The 20,892-nt window shown below is 74.1% G+C and carries 19 protein-coding genes and 1 pseudogene; 14 read left to right on the forward strand and 6 right to left on the reverse strand.

Annotated elements, in window-relative coordinates; all coding sequences use genetic code 11:
* Positions 1-182 precede the first annotated feature (182 nt).
* Both K7B10_RS36670 and K7B10_RS36675 read left to right on the forward strand, forming a co-directional pair.
* On the forward strand, positions 183-3,083 hold the full coding sequence (locus tag K7B10_RS36670; protein ID WP_229343449.1) for an AfsR/SARP family transcriptional regulator: 2,901 nt from the start codon (positions 183-185) through the stop codon (positions 3,081-3,083).
* Between the two features lie 18 nt (positions 3,084-3,101).
* Positions 3,102-3,506 (forward strand): MFS transporter, encoded by a 405-nt coding sequence (locus K7B10_RS36675; protein ID WP_308284666.1) that lies wholly within the window; start codon positions 3,102-3,104, stop codon positions 3,504-3,506.
* Between the two features lie 129 nt (positions 3,507-3,635).
* On the opposite strand, the gene K7B10_RS36680 is transcribed toward K7B10_RS36675, so the two are convergent.
* Entirely contained in the window at positions 3,636-5,009 is a 1,374-nt protein-coding gene (locus K7B10_RS36680; protein ID WP_308284667.1) for a COX15/CtaA family protein, read from the reverse strand.
* Here K7B10_RS36680 and K7B10_RS36685 point away from each other — a divergent pair.
* Positions 4,920-6,392: a sialidase family protein gene (locus K7B10_RS36685; protein ID WP_229343453.1), complete on the forward strand. Its 1,473-nt coding sequence runs from the start codon at positions 4,920-4,922 to the stop codon at positions 6,390-6,392. The two genes, K7B10_RS36680 and K7B10_RS36685, sit on opposite strands and share 90 nt — an antisense overlap.
* Before the next feature lie 71 nt (positions 6,393-6,463).
* On the opposite strand, the gene K7B10_RS36690 is transcribed toward K7B10_RS36685, so the two are convergent.
* Positions 6,464-6,862: a peptidase inhibitor family I36 protein gene (locus K7B10_RS36690; protein ID WP_229343456.1), complete on the reverse strand. Its 399-nt coding sequence runs from the start codon at positions 6,860-6,862 to the stop codon at positions 6,464-6,466.
* 228 nt (positions 6,863-7,090) lie between these two features.
* Between K7B10_RS36690 and K7B10_RS36695 the strand changes: the two genes are divergently transcribed.
* On the forward strand, positions 7,091-7,933 hold the full coding sequence (locus K7B10_RS36695) for a hypothetical protein (RefSeq protein ID WP_229343458.1): 843 nt from the start codon (positions 7,091-7,093) through the stop codon (positions 7,931-7,933).
* Positions 7,934-7,966: 33 nt separating this feature from the next.
* Here K7B10_RS36695 and K7B10_RS36700 read toward each other — a convergent pair whose 3' ends face one another.
* Entirely contained in the window at positions 7,967-8,509 is a 543-nt protein-coding gene (locus K7B10_RS36700) for a GNAT family N-acetyltransferase (RefSeq protein ID WP_229343460.1), read from the reverse strand.
* A 299-nt stretch (positions 8,510-8,808) separates the two neighbouring features.
* Between K7B10_RS36700 and K7B10_RS36705 the strand changes: the two genes are divergently transcribed.
* The 8 genes from K7B10_RS36705 (at position 8,809) to K7B10_RS36740 (ending at position 15,927) form a co-directional block, all read left to right on the forward strand.
* Complete coding sequence (locus K7B10_RS36705) at positions 8,809-8,952, forward strand: hypothetical protein (protein ID WP_229343462.1); 144 nt, start codon at positions 8,809-8,811, stop codon at positions 8,950-8,952.
* Between the two features lie 85 nt (positions 8,953-9,037).
* Positions 9,038-9,772 (forward strand): hypothetical protein, encoded by a 735-nt coding sequence (locus K7B10_RS36710; RefSeq protein ID WP_229343464.1) that lies wholly within the window; start codon positions 9,038-9,040, stop codon positions 9,770-9,772.
* A 130-nt stretch (positions 9,773-9,902) separates the two neighbouring features.
* Positions 9,903-10,604, forward strand: a complete 702-nt coding sequence (locus K7B10_RS36715) for a hypothetical protein (RefSeq protein ID WP_229343465.1) — start codon at positions 9,903-9,905, stop codon at positions 10,602-10,604.
* The gene (locus K7B10_RS36720; protein WP_229343466.1) at positions 10,601-11,977 is read left to right on the forward strand and encodes an MFS transporter; all 1,377 of its coding nucleotides are present in this window, start codon (positions 10,601-10,603) and stop codon (positions 11,975-11,977) included. Before K7B10_RS36715 ends, K7B10_RS36720 begins: the two co-directional genes overlap by 4 nt.
* Positions 11,974-13,134 carry an insulinase family protein gene (locus tag K7B10_RS36725; RefSeq protein ID WP_229343468.1) on the forward strand — a complete coding sequence of 387 codons (1,161 nt, stop codon included), beginning with the start codon at positions 11,974-11,976 and terminating at the stop codon, positions 13,132-13,134. The genes K7B10_RS36720 and K7B10_RS36725 overlap by 4 nt, the downstream gene beginning before the upstream one ends.
* Complete coding sequence (locus K7B10_RS36730; protein ID WP_229343470.1) at positions 13,131-14,324, forward strand: peptidase M16 family protein; 1,194 nt, start codon at positions 13,131-13,133, stop codon at positions 14,322-14,324. The genes K7B10_RS36725 and K7B10_RS36730 overlap by 4 nt, the downstream gene beginning before the upstream one ends.
* A 178-nt stretch (positions 14,325-14,502) precedes the next feature.
* Complete coding sequence (locus K7B10_RS36735) at positions 14,503-14,658, forward strand: hypothetical protein (protein ID WP_229343472.1); 156 nt, start codon at positions 14,503-14,505, stop codon at positions 14,656-14,658.
* 78 nt (positions 14,659-14,736) lie between these two features.
* A complete protein-coding gene (locus K7B10_RS36740) occupies positions 14,737-15,927 on the forward strand; it encodes a JmjC domain-containing protein (RefSeq protein WP_229343474.1) in 1,191 nt (396 codons plus the stop codon).
* 105 nt (positions 15,928-16,032) lie between these two features.
* Here K7B10_RS36740 and K7B10_RS36745 read toward each other — a convergent pair whose 3' ends face one another.
* Complete coding sequence (locus tag K7B10_RS36745) at positions 16,033-16,464, reverse strand: hypothetical protein (RefSeq protein WP_229343475.1); 432 nt, start codon at positions 16,462-16,464, stop codon at positions 16,033-16,035.
* A gap of 392 nt (positions 16,465-16,856) precedes the next feature.
* On the opposite strand from K7B10_RS36745, the gene K7B10_RS36750 reads away from it, so the two are divergent.
* Positions 16,857-17,138, forward strand: coding sequence for a response regulator transcription factor (locus tag K7B10_RS36750; RefSeq protein ID WP_229343477.1), 282 nt, complete (start codon positions 16,857-16,859; stop codon positions 17,136-17,138).
* 288 nt (positions 17,139-17,426) lie between these two features.
* Entirely contained in the window at positions 17,427-19,472 is a 2,046-nt protein-coding gene (locus K7B10_RS36755) for a chromosomal replication initiator protein DnaA (RefSeq protein WP_229343478.1), read from the forward strand.
* A 169-nt stretch (positions 19,473-19,641) separates the two neighbouring features.
* Here the strand turns inward: K7B10_RS36755 and K7B10_RS36760 are convergent.
* Positions 19,642-20,117: pseudogene (locus tag K7B10_RS36760) on the reverse strand (MerR family DNA-binding transcriptional regulator); the annotation flags it as partial.
* A gap of 484 nt (positions 20,118-20,601) precedes the next feature.
* Entirely contained in the window at positions 20,602-20,784 is a 183-nt protein-coding gene (locus tag K7B10_RS36765; RefSeq protein WP_229343480.1) for a hypothetical protein, read from the reverse strand.
* Positions 20,785-20,892 lie beyond the last annotated feature (108 nt).

The following is a 20,892-nucleotide window of genomic DNA, read 5'->3' on the forward strand; positions in this document are numbered from 1 at the left end:
GAGCCCGGCGGGCCGGCCCCCCCCTGCCACCCGCCGGGCCGGGGGAATCCGTACGTCCTTCAACGGAGGTGACGCCGTGCGCACGATCACCGCAGAGATCCAGGCCGGACCGGTCCCGACCATCGGCCCGTTCCCGGGCCCCGCGGCCGAACGGACACCCCGTCACCAGGGGGGAGCCCACCGTGGACCGCGCTGAGCTGCCCGAACCGTTCTTCTCCGTACTCGGAGCGGTCCGAATCCGCAGCGCCGGGTTACAGCTTCCCCTCGGCTCGCCGCAACAGCGGGCGCTGCTCGCGATGCTCCTCCTGCGCCGCAACGACGTCGTGGACCTCGACGAGATCGTCGACGGCCTCTGGGGGGAGGAGCCGCCGCGCACCGCCGTGGGCACGGTCAGGTCGCACGTCTACCGGCTCCGGCGCGCGCTCGGGCCCCGGATCGTGACCCACGGCCAGGGGTACCTCCTGCACGTCGCCCCCGGCGCACTGGACCTCGACGTGTTCGACGAGCTGGTGGCCCAGGCCCGCGGGTGCACCGCCGAGGAGGGGACCGGCGAGGCGGCCGAGCTGCTGGCCAGGGCGCTCGGGCTGTGGCAGGGGGCTCCGCTCGCGGGGCTCCCGGGCCCGTACGCCGCGATCCACCGCGAACGCCTGTCGGAGCTGCGGCTGTCGGTGCTGCTGGAACGCATCGAGCTCGACCTGCGGCTGGGACGGCACGACCGGCTCGTCCCCGAACTGACCGGCCTCTGTGCGGAACACCCGCTCCACGGGAGGCTGCGGGAACTGGCCGGGCTCGCGCTCGTACGCAGCGGCCGCGGCGCCCCGGCGGCGCGGGACGAGCAGCCCGCCCGCCCCCACCGGACCCCCGGGACACCGCCCGCCGCCGATGCGCCGCACGCACCAGCTGAACCACCCGTCCCCCCGGACCCCGCCGCGCTGCCGGTGCCGGTGCCGCTGCCCAAGCCGGCACAGCTGCCCTGTCCCCCGGACCACCTCGTCGGCCGCGCGGAGGTGGTGGCCGAGGTCCTCGACACGCTGACGACTCCCCGGCCCGGGTCCATCGCCGTCGTCACGGTCACCGGCACCGGAGGTGTCGGCAAGAGCGCGCTCACCGTCCACGTCGCCCAGCGACTGCGGGACCGCTATCCCGAGGGGCAGCTGTACGCGAGCCTGCACGGCACCTCGAAGGACCCCGCGGACCCCGGCACGGTCCTGGCCGGCTTCCTCCAGGCGCTCGGGACGCACGCGTCGCAGATCCCGGCCGGTCAGCAGGAGCGGGCCGCGCTCTTCCGCACGACCGTGGCCGACCGGCGGATCCTGCTGGTCCTGGACGACGCCCGGGACACCGCCCAGGTCGAGGCATTGCTCCCGGGAACGCCGACCTGCGCGGTGCTCGTCACCGGGCGTTCCACGCTGGACGGGCTGCCCACCGTACGCCGCGTGCGCCTTGAGCCCCTGGCAGTCCCCGAGGCACTGGCCGTGCTCGGAGCCGTCGCGGGTCCGCAGCGGATCGCCGCCGAGGCCGACCAGGCGCAGGCCCTGGCGGAGCGGTGCGGCGGACTGCCCCTGGCCCTGCGCCTCGCCGGCGCGCGGCTCGCGGCGCGGCCCTCGTGGACGCTGTCCGACTTCGTCCGCCTCCTGGACGGCGGCCACCCGGCGTTCCCCGCGCTGCCCCCGTTCTCCGTCTTCCCCGCACCCGCCGGATCGCAGGACGGCATCACGGCGTGCCTGCGGCCCGGCTACGACCTGCTGGAAGAGGAAGAGGCCCGGCTGCTGCGGCTGTTGGCGCTGCCTCGCGGGGGCGCCACGGACATCGCCGGTGCGGCCGCCCTCGGCGGGCTGTCACCGGCGCGGGCCGGACAGTTCCTGGAGCGGCTGACCGGCCGCGGTCTGCTCGAATCGCCCCGCCCCGGCGTCTACCGCCAGTACCCCCTGCTCCGCATGTTCGCGGCCGAGCGCTCCCACGAGCAGGACCGGCCCGAGGAGCGGGAGGCGGCCATGACCCGCTTCCTCGACCACCTGCTCGCCGAGGCCCGCACCGTCCACGCCGCCGAGCGCCCCGGCCACCACGTGGTCGGCCTGCTCCCCCCGGACACGTGCCCCGGCCGCCCCGACAGCCGCCGACGCCTCGTCGATCCGGACCACGACGGCGCGCTCGCCGTCGCCGCGCAGATCGTCGAAGCCGTGCCGTCGGCCGTCGCCGTGGCCGCCGACCTCGCGCTCGCCGTCGAACCGCTCCTGGAGGGCTCGTACCTGTGGGCCGATTCCCTCGAACCGCTTCGCCGGATCCTGCGGACCGCACAGGACCAGGGGCACCTGCGAGCGGCCGGCCGCGCCGGCCACCTGCTCGGCAGCGCACTGGCCCACCTGGGACGGCTGGACGAGGCGGACCGGATCCTGGACGCCGCCGAACACGCGGCGCGGGCGGTGAGCGACGAAGCGGTGCACACCGGGATCCTCAACCGCCGGGCCCACGTGTGCCAGTACCGGGCGCACTGGCTCCAGGCCGACGTCCTGCACCGGCAGGCCGTCACCGCCGCCGAGGAGTACGGGAGCGACTGGGCCTGCCGCAACGCCCGCGCGAACAGCGTCAGCACCCTGCTGCGCCTCAGCCGGCGCGACGAGGCCGCCGAGATCAGCCGGACCACCCTCGCGTCCGCCGTCGAAGCGCAGGACCAGGGCGGCGAGGCGTACGCCCTGTACAACCTGGGACTCACCGCCCGCCATCTGGGCCGCACCGACGAGGCGGTGGACCGGCACCGGCAGAGCGCCGCACTGGGAGCGCGGCACGGCTCTCCCGCGATGGAGGCGATGAACCTGGTGTCGGAAACGGCCGCCCAACTGGCCGGGAACCGCCTGCCGGCGGCCGTGGAATGCGGCGAACGCGCGGTGGCCGCGACCCGTCGGCTCCGCTGGCACACGGCCGAGGTCCGGGCACTGCGGCTCCTGGGCAGCGCCCTGGCGGCCGCCGGCGACCGGCGACGCGCCAGGGCCCGGCTCGAACAGGCCGCTGCGGTCCTCACCCTGTCCGGCCTGCCCCGCCGCCCGCACGACCCCCTCCTGCCGCCCGACGCCGCCTCGGCCTGACCGCGGCCCGGCCGACTGGTGAATCCGCCAACTCCGGCCTGCGTACTGATCTCGCTGACCCCGGACATCCCCGGCTGGGCCGCGGCGACCCTCCTGCTGGCCGGGGTCGCCGTGCACACGATCGGCGAACTCTGGCACGCGGCCGCCGGGTTCGAGGTCTCCTTCGCCCTGGCGCCCGAGCGGGCCACCGGCCAGTACCTCGGTGTCTTCGGGCTCGGAGCCGGCCTGGCCGAGGCCGCCGGGCCGGCCCTGATCATCTTCCTGTGCATCACCTGGGGCTGCCCCGGCTGGTACGTCATGGGAGTCCTGTTCGCCCTCACCGGCCTGGCCGCCCCCCTCGCCGTCCGCTGGGCGGGGCGCCACCGACCCACCGAGCAGCCGCGGTTCGAGGGCGAGCAGGCGCGATCCCCGGCTACCGCCTGAGCCGTTGGGGCGGGGAGCGCGCGACGGAACACGCAGGCGGACGGACGGGTCAAGCTCTCCGCCGGCACCCTCTGCGGTGCGGTGGACCGGATGGAACGGTCCGGGGAGGCACTCCGGTCGCCGGGCGGATCAGGCGTGCGTCGCGGCGCCCCGCGCACGCGGCAGCGGCGCACCTCCCGGCAGGCCGGAATGACCGGAAGCGGCCCTCATGACCGTGAAGTGAACCTGAAGCGCTCCCGTCCACACCAGGGCCGAGCCCAGCAGGTGGAGCATCACGACGAGCGAGGGCAGGGCCGTCAGCGACTGCACGAGCCCCACGGCGCCCTGACCCAGGAGCACGGCCAGGAAGACGGCGGCCTTGCGGCGCGCGGCACCGAAGCCCTCCCGGGGCAGTGCGGACAGCAGCGCCGCGGCCAAGGCCAGGACCACCGCGGCCAGCGCGCCGTGGACCACGGTCACGGCGGTCCAGTCGAAGGGCATGCGCGCCACGTCGGAGGAGTCACCGGCGTGCGGTCCGGAACCGGTGGCGAGCGTACCCACGGCCACCAACAGGGCCGTCACCGCGACCAGGGCCGCCGACGGCGACCGGATGCGCGCGACGGGCCGGCCGCCCTCGCCGCCCGCGGCGCCGTCCGCATCCGCATCCGCATCCGCATCCGCATCGGCATCGGCTGTGCCGTCGGCACCGGCGTACGCCGCGTGCCAGGTGTACACCGCGGCGGTGAGCAGCAGCGTGGCGGCGAGGAAGTGCGCGGCGACGATGTACGGGCTCAGCCGCATCCACACGGTCACCCCGCCGACGACCGCGTTCAGTACGACGATCCAGAACTGCGCCCAGCCTCCGCGCAGTACCGCGGGCATCGGCCTTTCCTGGAGGCGTGCGGTGATGATGACCCAGCCCACCACCGCGCACAGCGCCCCGGTCAGGAGCCGGTTCCCGAATTCGATGGCGCCGTGCACTCCCATCTCCGCGGTGGGGGCCAGCGTCTCTCCCGTACACATGGGCCAATCGGTACAGCCGAGACCGGAGCCGGTGACGCGGACGATTCCACCGGTCACGATGATCGCGATACTCGCCACGACCGAACCCAGTGCGGCCCGTCCGACGCTCTTCGCCCCGAGCGAGTACCTGCCGGCAAGCCATGAGAGGGGAGTTCGCACGATCGGCCTTCCTCTGTTCCGCTCTTCCGCAACGCGGAACCCCAGCCTATGCCGCGCGTTCCCCCGGACCGACGGGGCGTCGCACACGGGGAAGGCTCCGCCTTCCGGCCCATCAAGGGCACCGGCCCTCACGCCGAAGAAGATCGGGCGGAGTCGTCCCACCCCTCGCGTTCCGGTACGCCCGCGCGCCCCACGCCGCCCTGACGGCGGCGGCCCCGCACCCCGGCCGCCGAGGCCCGGAGGAGATCCCGCATGCGCGTCCGCCCGCCCTCGACCGCCGTCGCCACCACCGCGATCCTGCTCGCCGCGGTCACCGGCGCGACCCCCGCCGCGGCGGACCACGGCCCCGACATCGCGCCGTTGACCAAGGTGTCCCACGGCGACCCGTACGCGGACTGCACCATCGGCGCGAGCTCTCCCGACAGCGTGGTCTACCCGGGCACCGAGGTCGAGCCGTACCTGTCCGTCGACCCGCGCGACTCGAAGCGCGTGGTCACCGTGTTCCAGCAGGACCGCTGGAACGACGGAGGGGCCCGGGGCCTGGCGGCCGCCTGGAGCACGGACGGCCGCACCTTCCACCGCAGCACGCTGCCCTTCAGCCTGTGCGCCCCGGGCGGCGCCGACTTCGAACGGGCCACCGACCCCTGGGTGAGCACCGGCCCGGACGGCACCGTCTACGCCAGTGGAGAAGGCGTCGACTTCACCAAGAGCACGCGCACCGGCCTCCTGGCCGCCACGTCCCGCGACGGCGGCCGCACCTGGCGGAACCTCACCACCACGCACGTCGACGCGCAGCCGTTCTTCAACGACAAGCCCTCACTCACCGCAGACCCGATCCGCAAGGGCACCGCCTACCAGGTCTGGAACCGCCTCGACAACGACCCGCCCGGCCCCAGCTCCCTCGACGGTCCGGGATACATCTCCCTCACCCGCGACGGCGGCCGCACCTGGAGCAAGGCCCGGCCGTTCGTCGACACCGCCGCCGTGCCCAACACCCAGACCATCGGCCATCTGATCGTCGTCGACCGGCACACCGGCACCCTGTACGACTTCTTCGACCGGATCACCTACTCCGACGACCTGAGCACCGTCGTCGAAGCCCACTACGCGATGGTCACCTCGACCGACGCCGGAGAGACCTGGAGCGCCCCGGTCACCGTGGCCGAGGACACCTCGGTACCCGAGGTCGACCCGAACGACCCCGCCAAAGCGCTGCGCGCCGCGTCCACCCTGCCCAGCCCGGCCGTCGACCCGAAGACGGGCACGCTGTACATGGCCTACGAGGGCTCGGACTTCTCCGGCGGCGCGTTCGACGAGGTCCAGCTGGTGCGCTCCACCGACGGCGGACGCACCTGGGGTGCCCCGGAGCTGATCAGCCCGAAGGGCGTGCCGGCCTTCTCGCCGTCGATCGCGGTCGACGGGCGGGGCACGGTCGCACTCACCTACTACGACCTGCGCTTCCTCGAGCCGGGCGACACCACCACCCTGCCCACCGCCCACCAACTGGCCACGCTGGCGCACGGCGACCCGAAGCACCGGACCGAGCGGCGCATCTCGCGGATCTTCGACTGGCTGCAGGCGCCGTTCGCCGGAGGCTACTTCCTCGGCGACTACCAGGGCCTGGTGGCGGACGACAGGGGAGTCCGGGCCGTGCTGACCGAGACCCACTCCGGCGCGCCCCTCAACCGTACGGACGTGTACACGGTCGACCTGCGCACCCGCTGACCCCGGACGAAGCCGCCCGCGCGGCCGCCTCGGCAGGCGCCGCCCCGGAGGCCGCGTGAGCGGACGGCCGGTCAGGACAGCCGGCACGCGTGGAACCGGTTGGAGTGGACGTTCCCGAACGACGCGGGGATGCGGGCGATGCCCTGGCCGGGGCGGATGGTCCTACTCCGCCCCCGGTACTCCGCGGTGCTGTACACGGTGACGCACCGGCCCCACAGCCGGCCGTCGCTGCGCCACGTACCGGCACTGTTCCACACGGACGCGCCACCGTTGAACCCGACGTACGCGGTCGTCTCCGGGTACCGCGGCATGTCCTGTGCCACGAAGCTCGCCACACCCGTGTAGCCGGGGCCGGTCCAGCCGCACACCCAGCCGGCCGGGCACGGCTCGGACGGGGCGGGGGCGGCGCGCGCCGGCGGAGCGGCGAAGGCGGACGCGGTGCAGAGCACGCAGAGCGCGGCGGCCGCCACCCGCCGCCTCCCCCCGCGCGGGCGGAGTCCGCTGCGCCGGCCTGCGGTCGCTGCGCGTACGGTCGTCACGGGGATCACCGCCCACTCTCGGGGAAACCGCGGGCCGCGCGACGGCCCGCGGGCGCTGTTCCATCGCACCTCCGTTCCGCCTTGATCGCACCACCGGACACCCTGGGTGTTCGCGTTTCACTGTGAGTGGCGCGCCGCACACGGGACTACGCTCGGGCCGTGGGACAGCCCGAGCAGCGCGCCGAAGGCGCAGGACCGTTCACCACCCGGCTCACCTGGCGCCGCCCCGAAGGGGCGGCGGTGGTGTGGGACTCGCGGGTCGCGCGCAAGCGCGGGGCGCTGTCGGTCAGCGGTCCGGGCGACACGCCCACCACGGCCCCGACCGCCGATGCCGAAGCCTTCGGCCGCCTTCGAAGGCTCAACGCCATCGCCTCGGGCGCGTTCGTCATCGGCGGAGCGCTCTTCGCCCTCGGCGCCGCCATCGCCCAGTTCGGCTCGGGCGACGCGGTCGTGAGCGCGTCGGTCTACTTCGCCGGGGGCCTGTTCTTCAACACCGGCGGCTACACCTCGCTCCTGCAGGTGCTGAACGCGCCCCGGCACTCCGCGGGAGGCGGTCCGCTGGTCACGGCCGACTGGAGGTGGTGGGGGTACGAGCCGATGCGGCTGGACTGGCTGAGCACGTTCGTCCTGTTCGTCGGGACGCTCGTGTTCGCCGTCAACCTGCTGGACTCCTTCCTGCAGGGGCTCACCGTCCAGCAGACCAACCGGCTGATCTGGGCTCCCGACGTCATCGGGTGCGTGCTGTTCCTGGTTTCGGGGCATCTCGCGGTCGCCGAGATCTGCCACCGGTCCCGGCCCTGCATCCGCTCCCGCAGTCTCGGCTGGTGGGTCGTGGCCGTGAACCAACTCGGCTCGGTGCTCTTCATGGTCTCGGCGCTGGCCGCGTTCACCCGGCCCGCCACCGGAAGCCTCGTCAACACCGACATCGCCAACTGGGGGACGCTGTCCGGCGCGCTCTGCTTCTCGCTCGGCGGCGTGCTCCAGGCCTTCGAACGACCGTAGGAGCCGCCGCCGAAGCGGGCGGGCCCGGCCGGGTCAGGGGCGGTCGAGGCCCCAGGTCTGGAGCACGTAGGGCCGGCCCTTCTCCTCACCCTTGATCAACGGCACGTCGAGGAGACGGAATCCGGCCCGGGTGGCGACGCCGACGCTGGAGGCGTTCTCGGCCTCCAGCTCCAGGATCACCCGGTCGACGCCCAGCTCCTCGAAGGCGTACGCGGCCATCACCCGCACCGCGCGCGCGGCCAGGCCCCGGCCCCGGTGCGCCGGGCCGACCGCGTAGCCGAGCTCCGTGCCCTCGGGAGCGCGCTTCAGCATGACCTCGCCGAGCGGGGCGCCGCCGTCGACGGTGATGGCGAGCAGCAGGGCCGTACCGTCCGCGCGCAGCTGCCGGGCCCGGTCGAGGCGGGTGCGGGCCGCGTCGTCGTCGAAGGGGGAGACGATCGGCGTCCAGTACGCGATGTCGGGGTGGTCGAACAGCTCGGGCATCGCCGCCAGGTCCGTCTCCGTCCAGTCGCGCAGGACCAGGCCTTCCCCCGTCAGCTCGATCCGGTCGGGAAAGGACGGCGCGGTGCTGCTCATGCTGGGGACCTCCGTGGCTGGTCGCTGGTCGCTGGTAGCGGACGAGCCAGGATATGCGGGGGCCGACCGCGGGTTCACACGGTTTCTCCCGCCGCGGGGCCCCGCGAGGTCTGCGCGGCGGTCGAGGATCGCGAGCACACCCGGCGTAACGCCTTCCGGGGACCGGGAGATGGGTACCGGAAAGAGGCGACTATTGCGCGACGTCCCGATACGAGAACCTATTTCACGTGAGCGGCGGTCGGAACGGAAAGCAGAAAGTCCCGGCCACCGGAAACCTGAAGAATGAATGGGGAAATTCCATGAGCAACATCTCCGACAACGAACTCGTCCGCATCGACACCATCGTCGAGGACCTGCGCGCCCTTGACGCCACCGAGACGGGCCAGGAGGCCCTGTCGATGACCCAGGCGCTCGCCAGCCCGGGTGAGCACGGCGAGTTCTGATCCCAGGACAGCCAGCCGCGTGCCGGGGTCAGCGTCACGCTGACCCCGGCACGGCCGTCTCCCCGTCAGTGAAGGGTTGTATGCCATGGGGCTGAGCAGCGCGGAGCACCCGTTGCTCGCGCGGTACGCGGAAGTCCGCTCTGAGGTTTCCGCGCAGTACGGACCCGACTCGCAGGCCGTCGTATTCATCCTGTACGAGGAATTGCTGTCCCTGAGGACCGTACTCGCCCAGGATCGCTCGAACCGTCGCATCGCGGAACGCGTCCGCGATGTGAGTGTGGAAATTCAGCGTCGTTATGACATCGGTGGCATGGTCGACAAGGGCCGCCATCATCGGCTGATCAGTGACCGTCCGGTGCTCATCGAGTACGACCGGGCGGTCTTTGACCGTATGTACGGAAATCTGCGCCGGGCCTGCGCCGTGAGGCCGGTGCACGTCACCGGCGCCGCGGTGGCGTTCGAGGCCCTGCAGGCGGGTCCCACGCACATCTACGTGGTGGACGACTCCTATCGCCTGCTGGTGTGGCCCGAGCCGTTCACGCTGGCGGAGATGGTCTTCGGCCGGACTCCCGACCGGCGCGTGGACGGTACGCGGGTGGTGCATCCGATGCTGGTTCCGGAGCGGCTGCGCGTGCGCGCGGCAGGAGAGCTGTCCATCGTGGGCGGTCCGGACGACTGCATGGTCATCGCCAATATGAAATCGGGGCATTTCAGGCCCCCGCCGTCTTGTGCGGACGTCCTGCGTGACGTCCTGCGCGGCGTCTTCCCCCTGACCGACGAGGACATCGACGTCTTCACGGTCCCGCAGCCGCGGGCCTGAACCGACCGGTCCCGGCCCCCACCCACACGCTTGGAGAACAGTCATGCCCGACACACCTGCGCCGGCGGGCGAAGCCCGGGACCCGTCACGTGGCCGAGGACCGTCGTCCACCCGCGGCGGGACCGCCTCCGTGGGGGTCGAGCACGAGTGCAAGTGGGACCTCGCGCGCGAGGAGTACGACGCGATCGGCGAACCCGAGCGGTTCTTCGAGGGGAGCGTCCTGTCGACGGCGCTCACCGCGCTGCGCCCGCCCCTGACGTTCGTCTCGTCCACCCTCTACGTGGACGACGCGCGCCGCTCCCTGATCGGCGCCGGCCACTCCCTGGGCGTGGTCGTCAACGTGGGCAGCGCGTCGGACGTGTGCTGGATGACCTTCAAGCAGGCGGTGCGCCGGCACGCCTGGCGTGACGGGCTGGAACTGTCGGAGCGCCTGGCCCCGGCACGGGTGTCGAAGGCGATCAACGATCCCCGGCTGCTGCCCGTCGGACACGTACGCGACTGCCGGCTGGCGGAGGGGGACCTGGCTCCGGTGGCCATCGCCAGCCAGAAGCGGGTCAAGGGCCTGGGCCGCGACGCCCACGGCATCGACGTGGCGTACAGCCTGGACCTGGTCACCTTCCGCGCCCCGGCCGACGGCTGCCCGCCGGTCGGGACGTACGCGTGCGTGGAAGTGGAGGTCAACTCCTCCGCCCCGCGCGCGCTGCGGTTGCTCGACGAGCTCGCCGACGGGATGGACCGGTGGCTGGGCCGGCCGCGGGCCGAGCGCACCAAGGCCCAGCACGCCCTCGCGGCGGTGGAGGGCGGCGGCCGAGCCCTGGGGCGCGCCGCGTGAGCGCGTCCGGGGCGCGGGACGAGGCGAGCCGTACGCCGCGGACCGAGCCGGTCCGTACGCCGCTGGGCGGGGTCTTCTGGACGCTGTGGGCCGGGCGGAGCCTGTCGACGCTGGGCGGATACCTCCAGTTCCTCGCCCTGCCGCTGTGGGTGCAGCAGACCACGGGGTCCGCGCCGGCCGGTGTGCTGGCCTTCGTGGTGTTCCATCTGCCGAAGGTCGTGGTGTCGCCGTTCGCGGGACTCATAGCCGACCGGCTCGACCGGCGGGGCGTGGCCATCGCCACGGACGTGGCCTCCGCGTTGGTCACGGTGGCCATGGCCGCCGCCGCGGCGGGCCGCCACGTGGTCACCGTGGTCGTGCTCCTCGGACTGCTGCAGGTACTGGCGGCCGTACGGGTGCCGGCACTGTCGAGCATCCTGCCCGACGCGATTCCCGCGGGCCGGCTGATGGCCGCCAACTCCCTGCTGGACGCCGCCACCGGGGCGGCGATGACCCTGGGACCGCTGCTGGGTACGGCGCTGCTGACCGGCTGGGGCATCGAGTGGGTGCTGCTCCTGAACGGGTTGACCTTCATCGTGGCCGCCCTGTGCCTCCTGCCCCTTTCGCCCACGCCGGCGGACGGCCGCACCTCGCAGACCGGAGTCGCGGCCCTGGCCGGCGGTCTGCGCGCGCTGTGGGGTGACCGGATCGTGCGGTACGCGGTGGCGGCGGAGAGCGTGATGTACCTGTGCGTGGGAGCGGCCACCGAACAACTGGCGATCTGGCTCGGACAGGTGCACGCGGCGAGCGCCGAGCGCCTGATCGGCGCGTTCGGAGTGGGCTGCGGCCTGGGATGGCTCGCGGTCACCGTGGTGCTGGGACGGGCCCGGGAGACCGTGGCCCCGACCCGGATGCTGTGGTGGAGCGCGCTGGCCGCGGCTCCCGTGAGCGCGGCCGCGGTGTTCCTCCTGCGCGGCGGCACGGGGGTGCTGCCGGCGGCGGCGGCCGGGCTGTTGGTGAGCGTGCACCAGTTCCTCTACGGGCTCGGGCCGGTGCTGGTGTGCCAACAGCGGGCCGCGAACAGCCATCGAGGACGGGTCCTGGCGTTCCGCCGCATGGCGACGACGCTGAGCCAGCTGGCTTCGCTGGCCGCGGGAGCGCTGCTCGCCGGATGGCTCGACATGGGGTCGGTCCTGCTCCTCTGCGGCGGCCTCGCCACGGTCACGACCATGCCGCTGGCCCGCCTGGCGTACCGGACCGAGCAGGCGGAGCGAGTCGGGCAGGCGGAGCGAGTCGGGCGGGCACAGGAGGCCGGGCAGGCCGGGCAGGCCGCCGTAGCGGCCCCGCAGGCGGCCCCGGCCGCCGCCGCACCCGCCCCGGCGGCCGTCCGATGACGGCGCAGCGCCCCGGCCACGCCGTCATCGTCGATCTTCCGCGGGGCCACGAGGACGACGCCCCCGAGCTGCGCGGACTCGCCGCACTCGCGGCGCGCGTGCTGGCGGACCCCTGCCGTCCCGGGGCGGCCCGGCTGGCCGCGGACCGCGGTTGGCGGACACGGCACCAACTCGAAGCACGTGCTTCGTCCTTCGCCTTCTGGTCCGTGGACGACGACGTGGAGGAGGCCGGTGCCGCGCTGGCCGCCGGAGCGAGCCGGTGGACGGAGTCGGACCACGAGCTCCTCGCCCGGTCCCGCGCCGCCCAGCGCGTACTCGCCGGACAGCGGGCCGGGCAGGTCCTCACGCAGCTCAACCAGGCCTCCCACCAGGCGGCCTGGGGCTGGACGCCCCCTTCTGCGCTGGGTGCGGCGCAGACCATCGCGAACCTGTCGGGGGAGGTGGTGCGCGAGGAGCTGGCCCGCCTGGGATCGGCCCTCCGCGTCCACGGCGCACCCCGGTGCGACGGCTCTCGCGGGCCGCGCCCCGACGGGCCCGCCCTGCCGGCCGCGCCCCCGCAGGCATCGACCTCGACCGATGACCGCCGGTGGCGGGGCGGCGTCGTCCACGTGCGGACCACGGCCGAATCGGCGCGCCTGTCCGTACGGCTCCCCTGCCACAGCGACCGGCCGGGAGCCCTGGAAGTACTCGTGGAGGTACTCGGCTCGGGTCCCGAGGGACGCCTGCACCGGGCCCTGCGCGGCGAGCGGGGGATCGCCTACGGCTTCTCGGCCGGGCACTGGTCCCAGGACAGCACCAACAGCGTCGCGGCCACCGCGTTCGTACGCGCCCCGGACGTGGCGGACACCGTGCGGATCCTCCTGGACGCCGTGGGCGGCCTCCTCGAGAGTCCGCCGGGGGAGCGGGAGTTCGAGGCGGCGCGGCAGCGATGCCTGGCCCGACTCCTCACCTCGCTGGACGATCCCTTCGCCGCGGCGGACGAGGTACGGCGCGCCGCCCGCGGCCAGACCCCGATCGGCGAACTCGTGCGGTCGGTCTCCGCCCTGACCTCGTTGGACGGCCTGCGGGCGGTGTCCGGGCGGCGTCCGGCCGTCGCGGTCGTCGGCCCCGATCCGTGCGGCCGCGCGGTGGAAGAAGCACTCGGGAGTCACCCATGACCCAGACCATCAGCCCGCCCGACAGCCCGACCGCGCCGGTGCCCGGGGGGCCCGAGGTGCCCGAGGTGACCCAGGTGCGCGTGGCGGGGCTGCGCGTGCGCCTGGTGCCCATGCCCTGGGCCCGGTCGGTCGGCGGCTGCCTGGCCGTGGCCTGCGGATCCCGTGACGACGCCCCGGGCACGGCGGCCACCGCCCACCTGGCGGAGCACGTACGGGCGATCGCGGGCACCGGACGGGCGCGGCAGACGGTACCGGTCTTCGCCCAGACCGACATCGCCCGTACGCTCTTCCGCGCCACCGCGGCGCCCCGGGCGGCAGCCGACCTCGCGGTGCGGCTGGTCGACGTCCTCGGCGACGCGACCGTCGACGAACGGCTCCTGGAGTCCGAACGCATGGCCGTGGAGCTGGAGACCGCGCGCATGGACTCCGGCCCGCTGCTGCGCGCGGGCGGCCTCTTCGCCGCGGCCGCCTGCGACGAACCGGGCATGGACGCGGTCGCCCGTACGCGGCGCGCCGACATCCCCGCCGTGACGCACCGCGAGGTGGCCGACCTGGTCGCCTGGGGCTATCGGCCGGGCCGCGCCGTCCTGTCGGTGGCCGGCCCCCCCGAGGCCCTCGCCACCGTGGCCGAGACGGTGGAGCGCCACCTGCACCGCGTCGCCGAGGGCACCGGCCCGGATGCCGCCGAGCCGCACCGGGTGCTCACTGCGGCGCCGCGGATGTGCCTGCCCGCGCTCGACGGCCTGGTCGCGGTCACCCTCACGCGTCCCCGCCGGGACGAGGGCCCGTGGGCGCGCGCCCTGCTCAGCGACCTGGGACCGGTGGTGGCCGCGGGCGTACGGGCCGGAGTGCCACTGGTGGGCAGGACCACGGTGGAGAACGAGAACCAGGCCGTGGACGTGCTGTGCTGGAAGCCCGCCCCGCACGGCCGGGCCGTTCTGACCGCACAGCTGCGCGCGGCGTGCGCGGCGGCGGAGGTGGGCCGGGACGTGCTCGCGCGCGTGGCCCGCGAGACCCGCCAGGAGAGCGCCTACGCCGGCTTCACGCCGATGGCACAGGCCCTGCGGGCCGCGCTCGCCGATTCCGCCGCGCCCGCCACCGCCACCGCCACCGCCACCGCCACCGCCGCCGGTCCGCTCCGGCTGTCGGTGTGGCAGGTGGCCGGCGGAGTGCCCGTCGCGGTCGGCTGACCGCGCGGCCCGTCGGGGCCGCTCGGCCCGGAGGTCGGTCACGGCCCCGCGGTACCCGGGGGCCGGTACCCGTGCCCCGGTCACCCGATGTCGTGGCTTTCGGGCGGCGGCGTTCCCGAAGGAGGCTGGACGGCGTCCAGCCTCCTTCGTCCTCCCCGTCCAGAAGAGGAACCACCTGATGCGTGACACCACGACGGCCGAACTGCAGCGGGTCGACTCGCTCGTCGAGACCCTCCGCGCCCTCGACGCCACCGACGCGGGCAAGGAGGCGCTCTCCATGGCGCAGGCGCTCACCAGCCCCATCGACGACGGGGCCGACGCCGACCTCGACTGACCTCCCGGGCCGGCGGTACCGGCAGCGCCCGCTCCGCCGCTCGCCCCGCACATCCCATCACGACGGAAAGGTACGGTCATGGATCTCCGCTTCGTCCAGGACCTGGCACAGGCACTGCACCGCCCGGACCAGCGGACGCTCGGCTCGCACTTCACCCGCGCGGAGCTGCCCGGCTGGGGCGACCGCCTGCTGACCCCGACCGGGCTGCTCGACCTGCTGACCTATCGGACGTTCTCGCGGCCGGGTCAGGTCCTCTGCCTGAGCAAGGGCGTGTTCCTCCCGCCCCGCGACTACATGGTCGCCCGCACCACGCGCGGCGACGAACACGAGATGATCGACACGTACCGCCTCGGAGCCCTGCTCAAGGAGGGCTGCCAGATCGTGGTGGGCGGGCTGGAGAAGATCGACCCCCGCTTCGACCTCGCCTGCCGCGCCCTGCAGTGGCTGACGGGGGCGAAGGTGTACGCCACCGCCTTCCTGGCGACCGGCGACGCGGGCGGCTTCAACCTGCACGTCGACACGTCCGACTCGGTGATCCTCCAGCTGGCGGGCACCAAGAGCTGGGAGGTGCGCGGCGAGACGCTCAAGGCGCCGCTGAACGAGGTCCGCCGCACCGCGACCCCCAGCGAGGAAGTCCTGTGGCGGGGCACCCTGGCGGCCGGCGACCTGATGTGCGTGCCGCGCGGCTACTGGCACACCGCCACCCGTACCGACCAGGCGCCCGGCGGGTACTCCCTGCACGTCACCTTCGGGATCGTGGAACGCACCGGCATGGACTGGCTGCGCGCCCTGACCGAGCGGGCCAACCACGTCGAGCCGTTCCGCCACGACGTGTCCGAGGACACCGATCCCCGTGACCTCGTCCGCCTCCTGACCGCGCTGGCCGAGCAGTACCCGCCGGCCGCGTTCGCGCGGGCGCAGCCGATGTTCCTGGACCGCGGCGGCCTCGGGCTGAGGGAGAACCAGCGCGTCATCACCCGGGGGGTGTTCGGGCCCGCCACCGGCGTCGCCTGCCTCACCGAGTTCCGCCCGCGCCTGACGGCCGCCGGTGACACGGTCACCGTCGCCTCGGCGGGACGGACCCTCACCTTCCCCGCGCAGGCCCGCCCCGCCCTCGACGCCCTGCTGTCCGGGCTCCCGGTCCAGGTCGCCGGGCTCGCCGCACGGACGGGCCTCGACGTCGCGGCGTACGCGCGGACCCTCCTCGACGCCGGCCTGTGCGTCGAGGTGACCGACGCCCTGGCCTCGGCGTACTCCGCGCTCTCCTGAGCCTTCGTTCCCCGCCGAACACGGGTCACGGCCGGCCGGTCGTCCTAGGACGACCGGCCGGCCGTGGCGTTCCGTCGCGGGGGAGTCGGGCGGCGGCCGGACCGGTCAGGCCGTGGAGGCCGGTGTGGCCGTGCCGATGGTCAGGCAGAGCAGGCCCGACGAAGCGGTCTGCTCGACCCGGGCGGTGTACCCGCCCGGTATGAACAGGGCCTCTCCCGAGCGCAGCCGTAAGTCCTGCGCGGTGGTGCGGATCCCGGCCGCGCCGAGCCGCCATCGGCTGCTGCCCGTCTGCTGGAGGACCAGCAGGTCAGCCGTGTTCGGGGCAGTGGGTGAAGGGCCGGACCGGACCGTCACCGGGCGCCCCAGGAGGAGCGTGATGCCGGCGGCCAGGGTTTCGGGGGAGCGGCGCCAGTCGTCGGGGTCCGCATGCTCGGGCCAGAGGATTCCGGGGCCCTTTCCGCTGTGAGTGCGCACGAAGAGGGCGAGTTCCCGGAGCTGGTCACCGTCCCACTCGTGTGGGGTATGCGGATCCGACATGTACTTGCCTCTCTGGCACGGAGATCGCACGAATCGCGACGGTAGGAGCCAGCCTGTCGCAGCCGCGGCTCCCCGAAAAGTCACAGCTTTACGCGACCAGAGGTGCCTCGTGCGCCGGGCCGCGCGCTGTGCCCGATCGCTGCTCCCGCCGTGTTCCGGTGCCTTGATGTCCGCTTCGTCCACCAGGTTTCAAGCTGCCATTGCAACTTGGTGAGGTGGCTGATCCGTTGCAGGCGCCCCAGGGACCCGGCAGGCTGCATAGTGCCGCCGAGACCGCGCTGACCTGCAAAAAGCCGCACCCTCCACCTTCCGGAGTCCCTTGTGAAGCGCCTCCTGCCGACCGCGACCGTTCCCCGCCCGTATCCCCACCCCTCGTAGCCCCAGGAGGCACCATGACGGACACCTCGCCCGCCCTCACCGGCCGTGAACGCCAAGTCCTGTGCATGCTCAGCTCCGGCGACACCGTCTCTTCCATCGCCCGGCAACTCGGCCTGAGCCCGCACACGGTCGACACGTACCTCCGCCGGCTCCGTACGAAGACCGGTACGGCCAACCGCACCCAGCTGACGGTCTTCGCCGTCCGGAACGGATACGTGGGGCGGCCGCCGCACGGCGCCGCGGAAGACGACCGGACCGTCGAGCAGGGGCACGAGGTCGGCTCCCGCCCCATCTGAGACGCCGAAGAGAACGGCGCCGCCCGGCCCGCACGGCCGGCGAGCAGCCGCCCCGAACTCCCGTGGCCCCGCAGCCTGCCCGTTGCGGGGCCGTGGCGTTCCCGGACCCCGCCCGGCGGTACCCCACGAGGTCCCGCCGCGCGACACGACTCACGCACCGCACCGCACCGCACCGCGCCGGACCAGACCCGCGCCGGACCGTACCCGTAAGGCCGCATCATGCCCCTCCCTCCTCCTGTCAGCGGACATCGGTCCGGGTCGAACAACCCCTTCCGGCTCACAGAGCCGATGCGGGCGCGCCTTCTGGCCGCGGTGCGGGCCCTGGTGACGGATCCCGCGCTGGCGCCCCTGTCCGACGGCGCCCGGCTGGCCTGTGTCGTGCTGACCGCGAAGGCCAACGTCGCCCATGGGTGCCGGACCGTCACATGGGCGGCAGAGCTGGGCAGATGGCTGGGTGTGTCCCAGTCCCAGACCGCGCACACGGTGCTCCCCCAACTGCGGCGGGCCGGCGCCCTCGCCACGCGGCCCATGAGGAACGCCACCGGGCACACGACCGGGCTGGAGTGCTGGATCATCCCCTTCTACCGGGCCCGGACGGCCGGAGACCGGCGCCACGCCCTCGCCCTGTCGCGGGTGGAACTCGCCGTACTGCTGCGCCTGATCGAGGCGCTCTTCGGGCCGGGCTGGACCCACCGGGACGGGTCGGTCACCCCTGCCGGGCTGCTCGCGGGCCGTACGGGTCGCGGGGCCGCGACGGACCGGCTCGCGCTGCTGCTCATGGTGCTGTCCTCGAACGCGGAGGGCTGGCTGCGACTGTGCCCGGGGACGGTGGACCCGGCCCGCGGCCGGCCGGCGGCAACGGTCGCCCGGCTGCTGGGCTGCTCGCCGGCGGCGGGAGCGAAGGTGCTCAAGCGGCTCGCGGAACACGGCCCGGTCCAGGTCGAACGACGCCCGACCGCTTCGGGGTTGCATGCCCGCAGCCGGGTGCGGCTGGTACCGGTCGGCGAGGCGCACCGCCGGCCCGCCGTCACCGGCGAGGCCCCCGGCGAGAACCGTGAGGACGGCGGGAAGCGGGCCGGCCGGATCGCGCCGGACGACGTCCCCGCCTTCCGCGTCCGCGCCTTCCCCGACCTCGCCCCTCCTGCATCCGGTGATCACGTGACGAGCGGCGTCACCGCGGCCCTTGCGGGGCCAGGGCCCTCGGACACGTACCGGGCGCGCCCCGCCGGTTCGGCAGGCCGCCCCGCAACTGCACACCACCACGCTCTCCACGCTTCTCGTGTCGCTCCCGTCGACCATCCCGTCCGTGATCCGGGCTTGTCCGGCGAAGGCCGTCCGGGGTCAGGAGGTCTTCCGGAGCGCGCGGGCGGCCGCGAGGATCAGGCCCCGGCCGGTGGGGCCGCCGCGGTGCGGCCGACGCCGCCGGTCGGCGCGGGGCACGGTGGCCCGCTGCGCGGGGAGGAGCCGCAGCAGCACAAGAGGGCACCGGTCCCGCTGCCGCCGACGGACCTGGTGGCCGTGCTCGCTCCGGTCCGGGCGCTGTGGCAACGCCTGGGCCGCCCGTACGCTCGCCGCCTGCTGCAGGCCGCGGTGCGCGGGGAACTCTCGGCGGTGGCCGGCTTCGCGGGCCCGGCGGACGCGCCCGCGGTACTGGCCGACCGGCTGACGCGGCGCCTGGCGGCGCAGGGGGGTCCCACCGCCGTGGCGGACCCGGTGGGCTGGCTGATCGGCCGGGGCCTGCCGCAGCGGCCTGGCTGCGGCGACGTGCGCTGTGACGAGGGGCTCCGGCTGGACGGTGGCACGTGCGCCACCTGTGAGTACGTGCTCGACGACCGCCGCGCCATGCGCCGTGCCATCGCGGCCGAGGTCGATGCGCGGATGCCCGGGGCTTCCCCGGACGACCGCCGCACGGAGGTGAACCGTCACATGCACGTGGCCGTCACCGCCGAGGGCTGGGCCAAGGTGCTGTACCGGGAGCGGGTCGAGGCCGCGCGGGCCGAGCGCCGCGCCGCGGCCACCGCCGTCGTACCGGCGCCACGGCTGCCACGGCCGTCGCCCGCGCCGGTCGTGCCCGCCGCCCGGCGTACGGTGGCGGCAGCCCGCCCCGAGGCCGGCACCCGGCCACCCCTCGTACTGGAGGAGCTGACCCGCGACGAGGTCATCACCTGGCGCGCTCGCGCCGAGTACGACCACCGGGTCGTCGCGGAGCACATCGAAGCGCACGGAGAGCCCTCCGCCCGCCGCCTGTTCACCCACCGACTGGTCGACCGGATCCAGCGCCTCGCCGCCACCAGCCGCCTGGTACTGGGCCATCCCGCCTGGACACAGGTCTGACCGCCCCAGCCCCGTCCCAAGACCCCGCGGAGCGCCGGCCCGTGTCCTGGGTCGGACGGGTCCGGGCGAGCCGGGGTGACTCGGATGCCGGCGAGGTGCCCGGTGCATGAGAAGGCGGTCGGCACGGCCAGGTCGTCATCCGCGTATGCGGTGGCGCGACCGCCATCGCGGCCCGGTAGTCCTCGGCGCGGACGGCGCGCAGTTCGGTCAGTGCCCGGTACGGGGCGTCGATTTCGGTCTGGACCGGGTCGGCGTCGGCGGGGTGGCCCGTAGCCATGAGCTCGGCCAGCCGGACCATCTGCGCGGTGCGCTCACGGTGCGCGGCGTCGGCGTCGGCCTGGCTCATCGCGACGGCGCGGCGTCCGACCTCTTCGGCGAGTTCGGGGAAGTCGCGCATGTTCTCCTCGTACGGGGAGGGCGTCACGCCCTCGAAGAGGTTCTCCGGTCGGTTGATGGCATGGGGTTGCCGTCTTCCTGGACTGCTCCAGTTCGGCGATCGTGCGGGAGACGGTGCCGGCCAGGGCGTCGAGCCGGTCCCGTTCCGCGAGGAGGCGCTGGTGGCAGCAGGCCGGTCTCGTCGTCGTGGCGCAGTGTCCGGGCGGTAACGCCCGACATCCGGGCCACCTCCGCGATCGGCCAGTCCATCGGAAGGGGCGCGGCGGCCGTCGGCCGCGTGCTCGACGGCGGCAGCGTCCCGGCAGCGGGCCGGGACGTGGCCGAAAACGCCGCCGATACGGGGTTGTCGTGGGCCCGACTTCGTGGCCGGTTCCGTGTCCTTGGCCGCAATCCCGGCAACCGGACACGGCGACGCACATGCGCGAATACAGCGACGTTTTGCGCCATCTCGGTGTCCGGCCACGGCTATTCGATACAGGACTGCCCGGGGAATTCTCGCGCGAAATTTTACCGGTTCATTGCCGGATGACAATGAACCGTGGGTGGCGCGGGCACCCTCCACGCCCTCAGGGCGGCGGCTGCGGCACCAGGGGGTGCGGCAGCCGCCGCCCGCGGCGGTCCGGCCGGCGCGGGGCCTCACCTCTTGCGAGGGGCCGCCGACCGGAGCGGGTGCCCTCTCGGGCACCCGGTCATGGCTGTTCAGATGGGGTATGGGGGACCGCGGGGTCGGTCTCTACTGGAGCTTCGGCGGGACGCCGCCCCAGCCCCAGGAGGTGTCGGTCGGCTCGCTCTGCCCGTCGGCCACGACCGCATGCGCCGCGTCGTGGGCGGCCGCCCGGTACGCCTCGACCGCTACCGGCGACAGCAGGGCGGCGACGGAGGCCGCGATCGTCACTATGCGGGCAATGCGCTTCATGGACTTCTCCAAGGGGATGTATTGAGAGAACGCCGTGCGAGGTAACTCCGAGGGCTCGCCGTGTTCCCGCTTTCGAGAGAAGTCTTTCCCGGCGCCTATCCTGGCCGC

Source organism: Streptomyces flavotricini, assembly GCF_020639365.1.
Taxonomy (GTDB): Bacteria; Actinomycetota; Actinomycetes; order Streptomycetales; family Streptomycetaceae; genus Streptomyces; species Streptomyces flavotricini.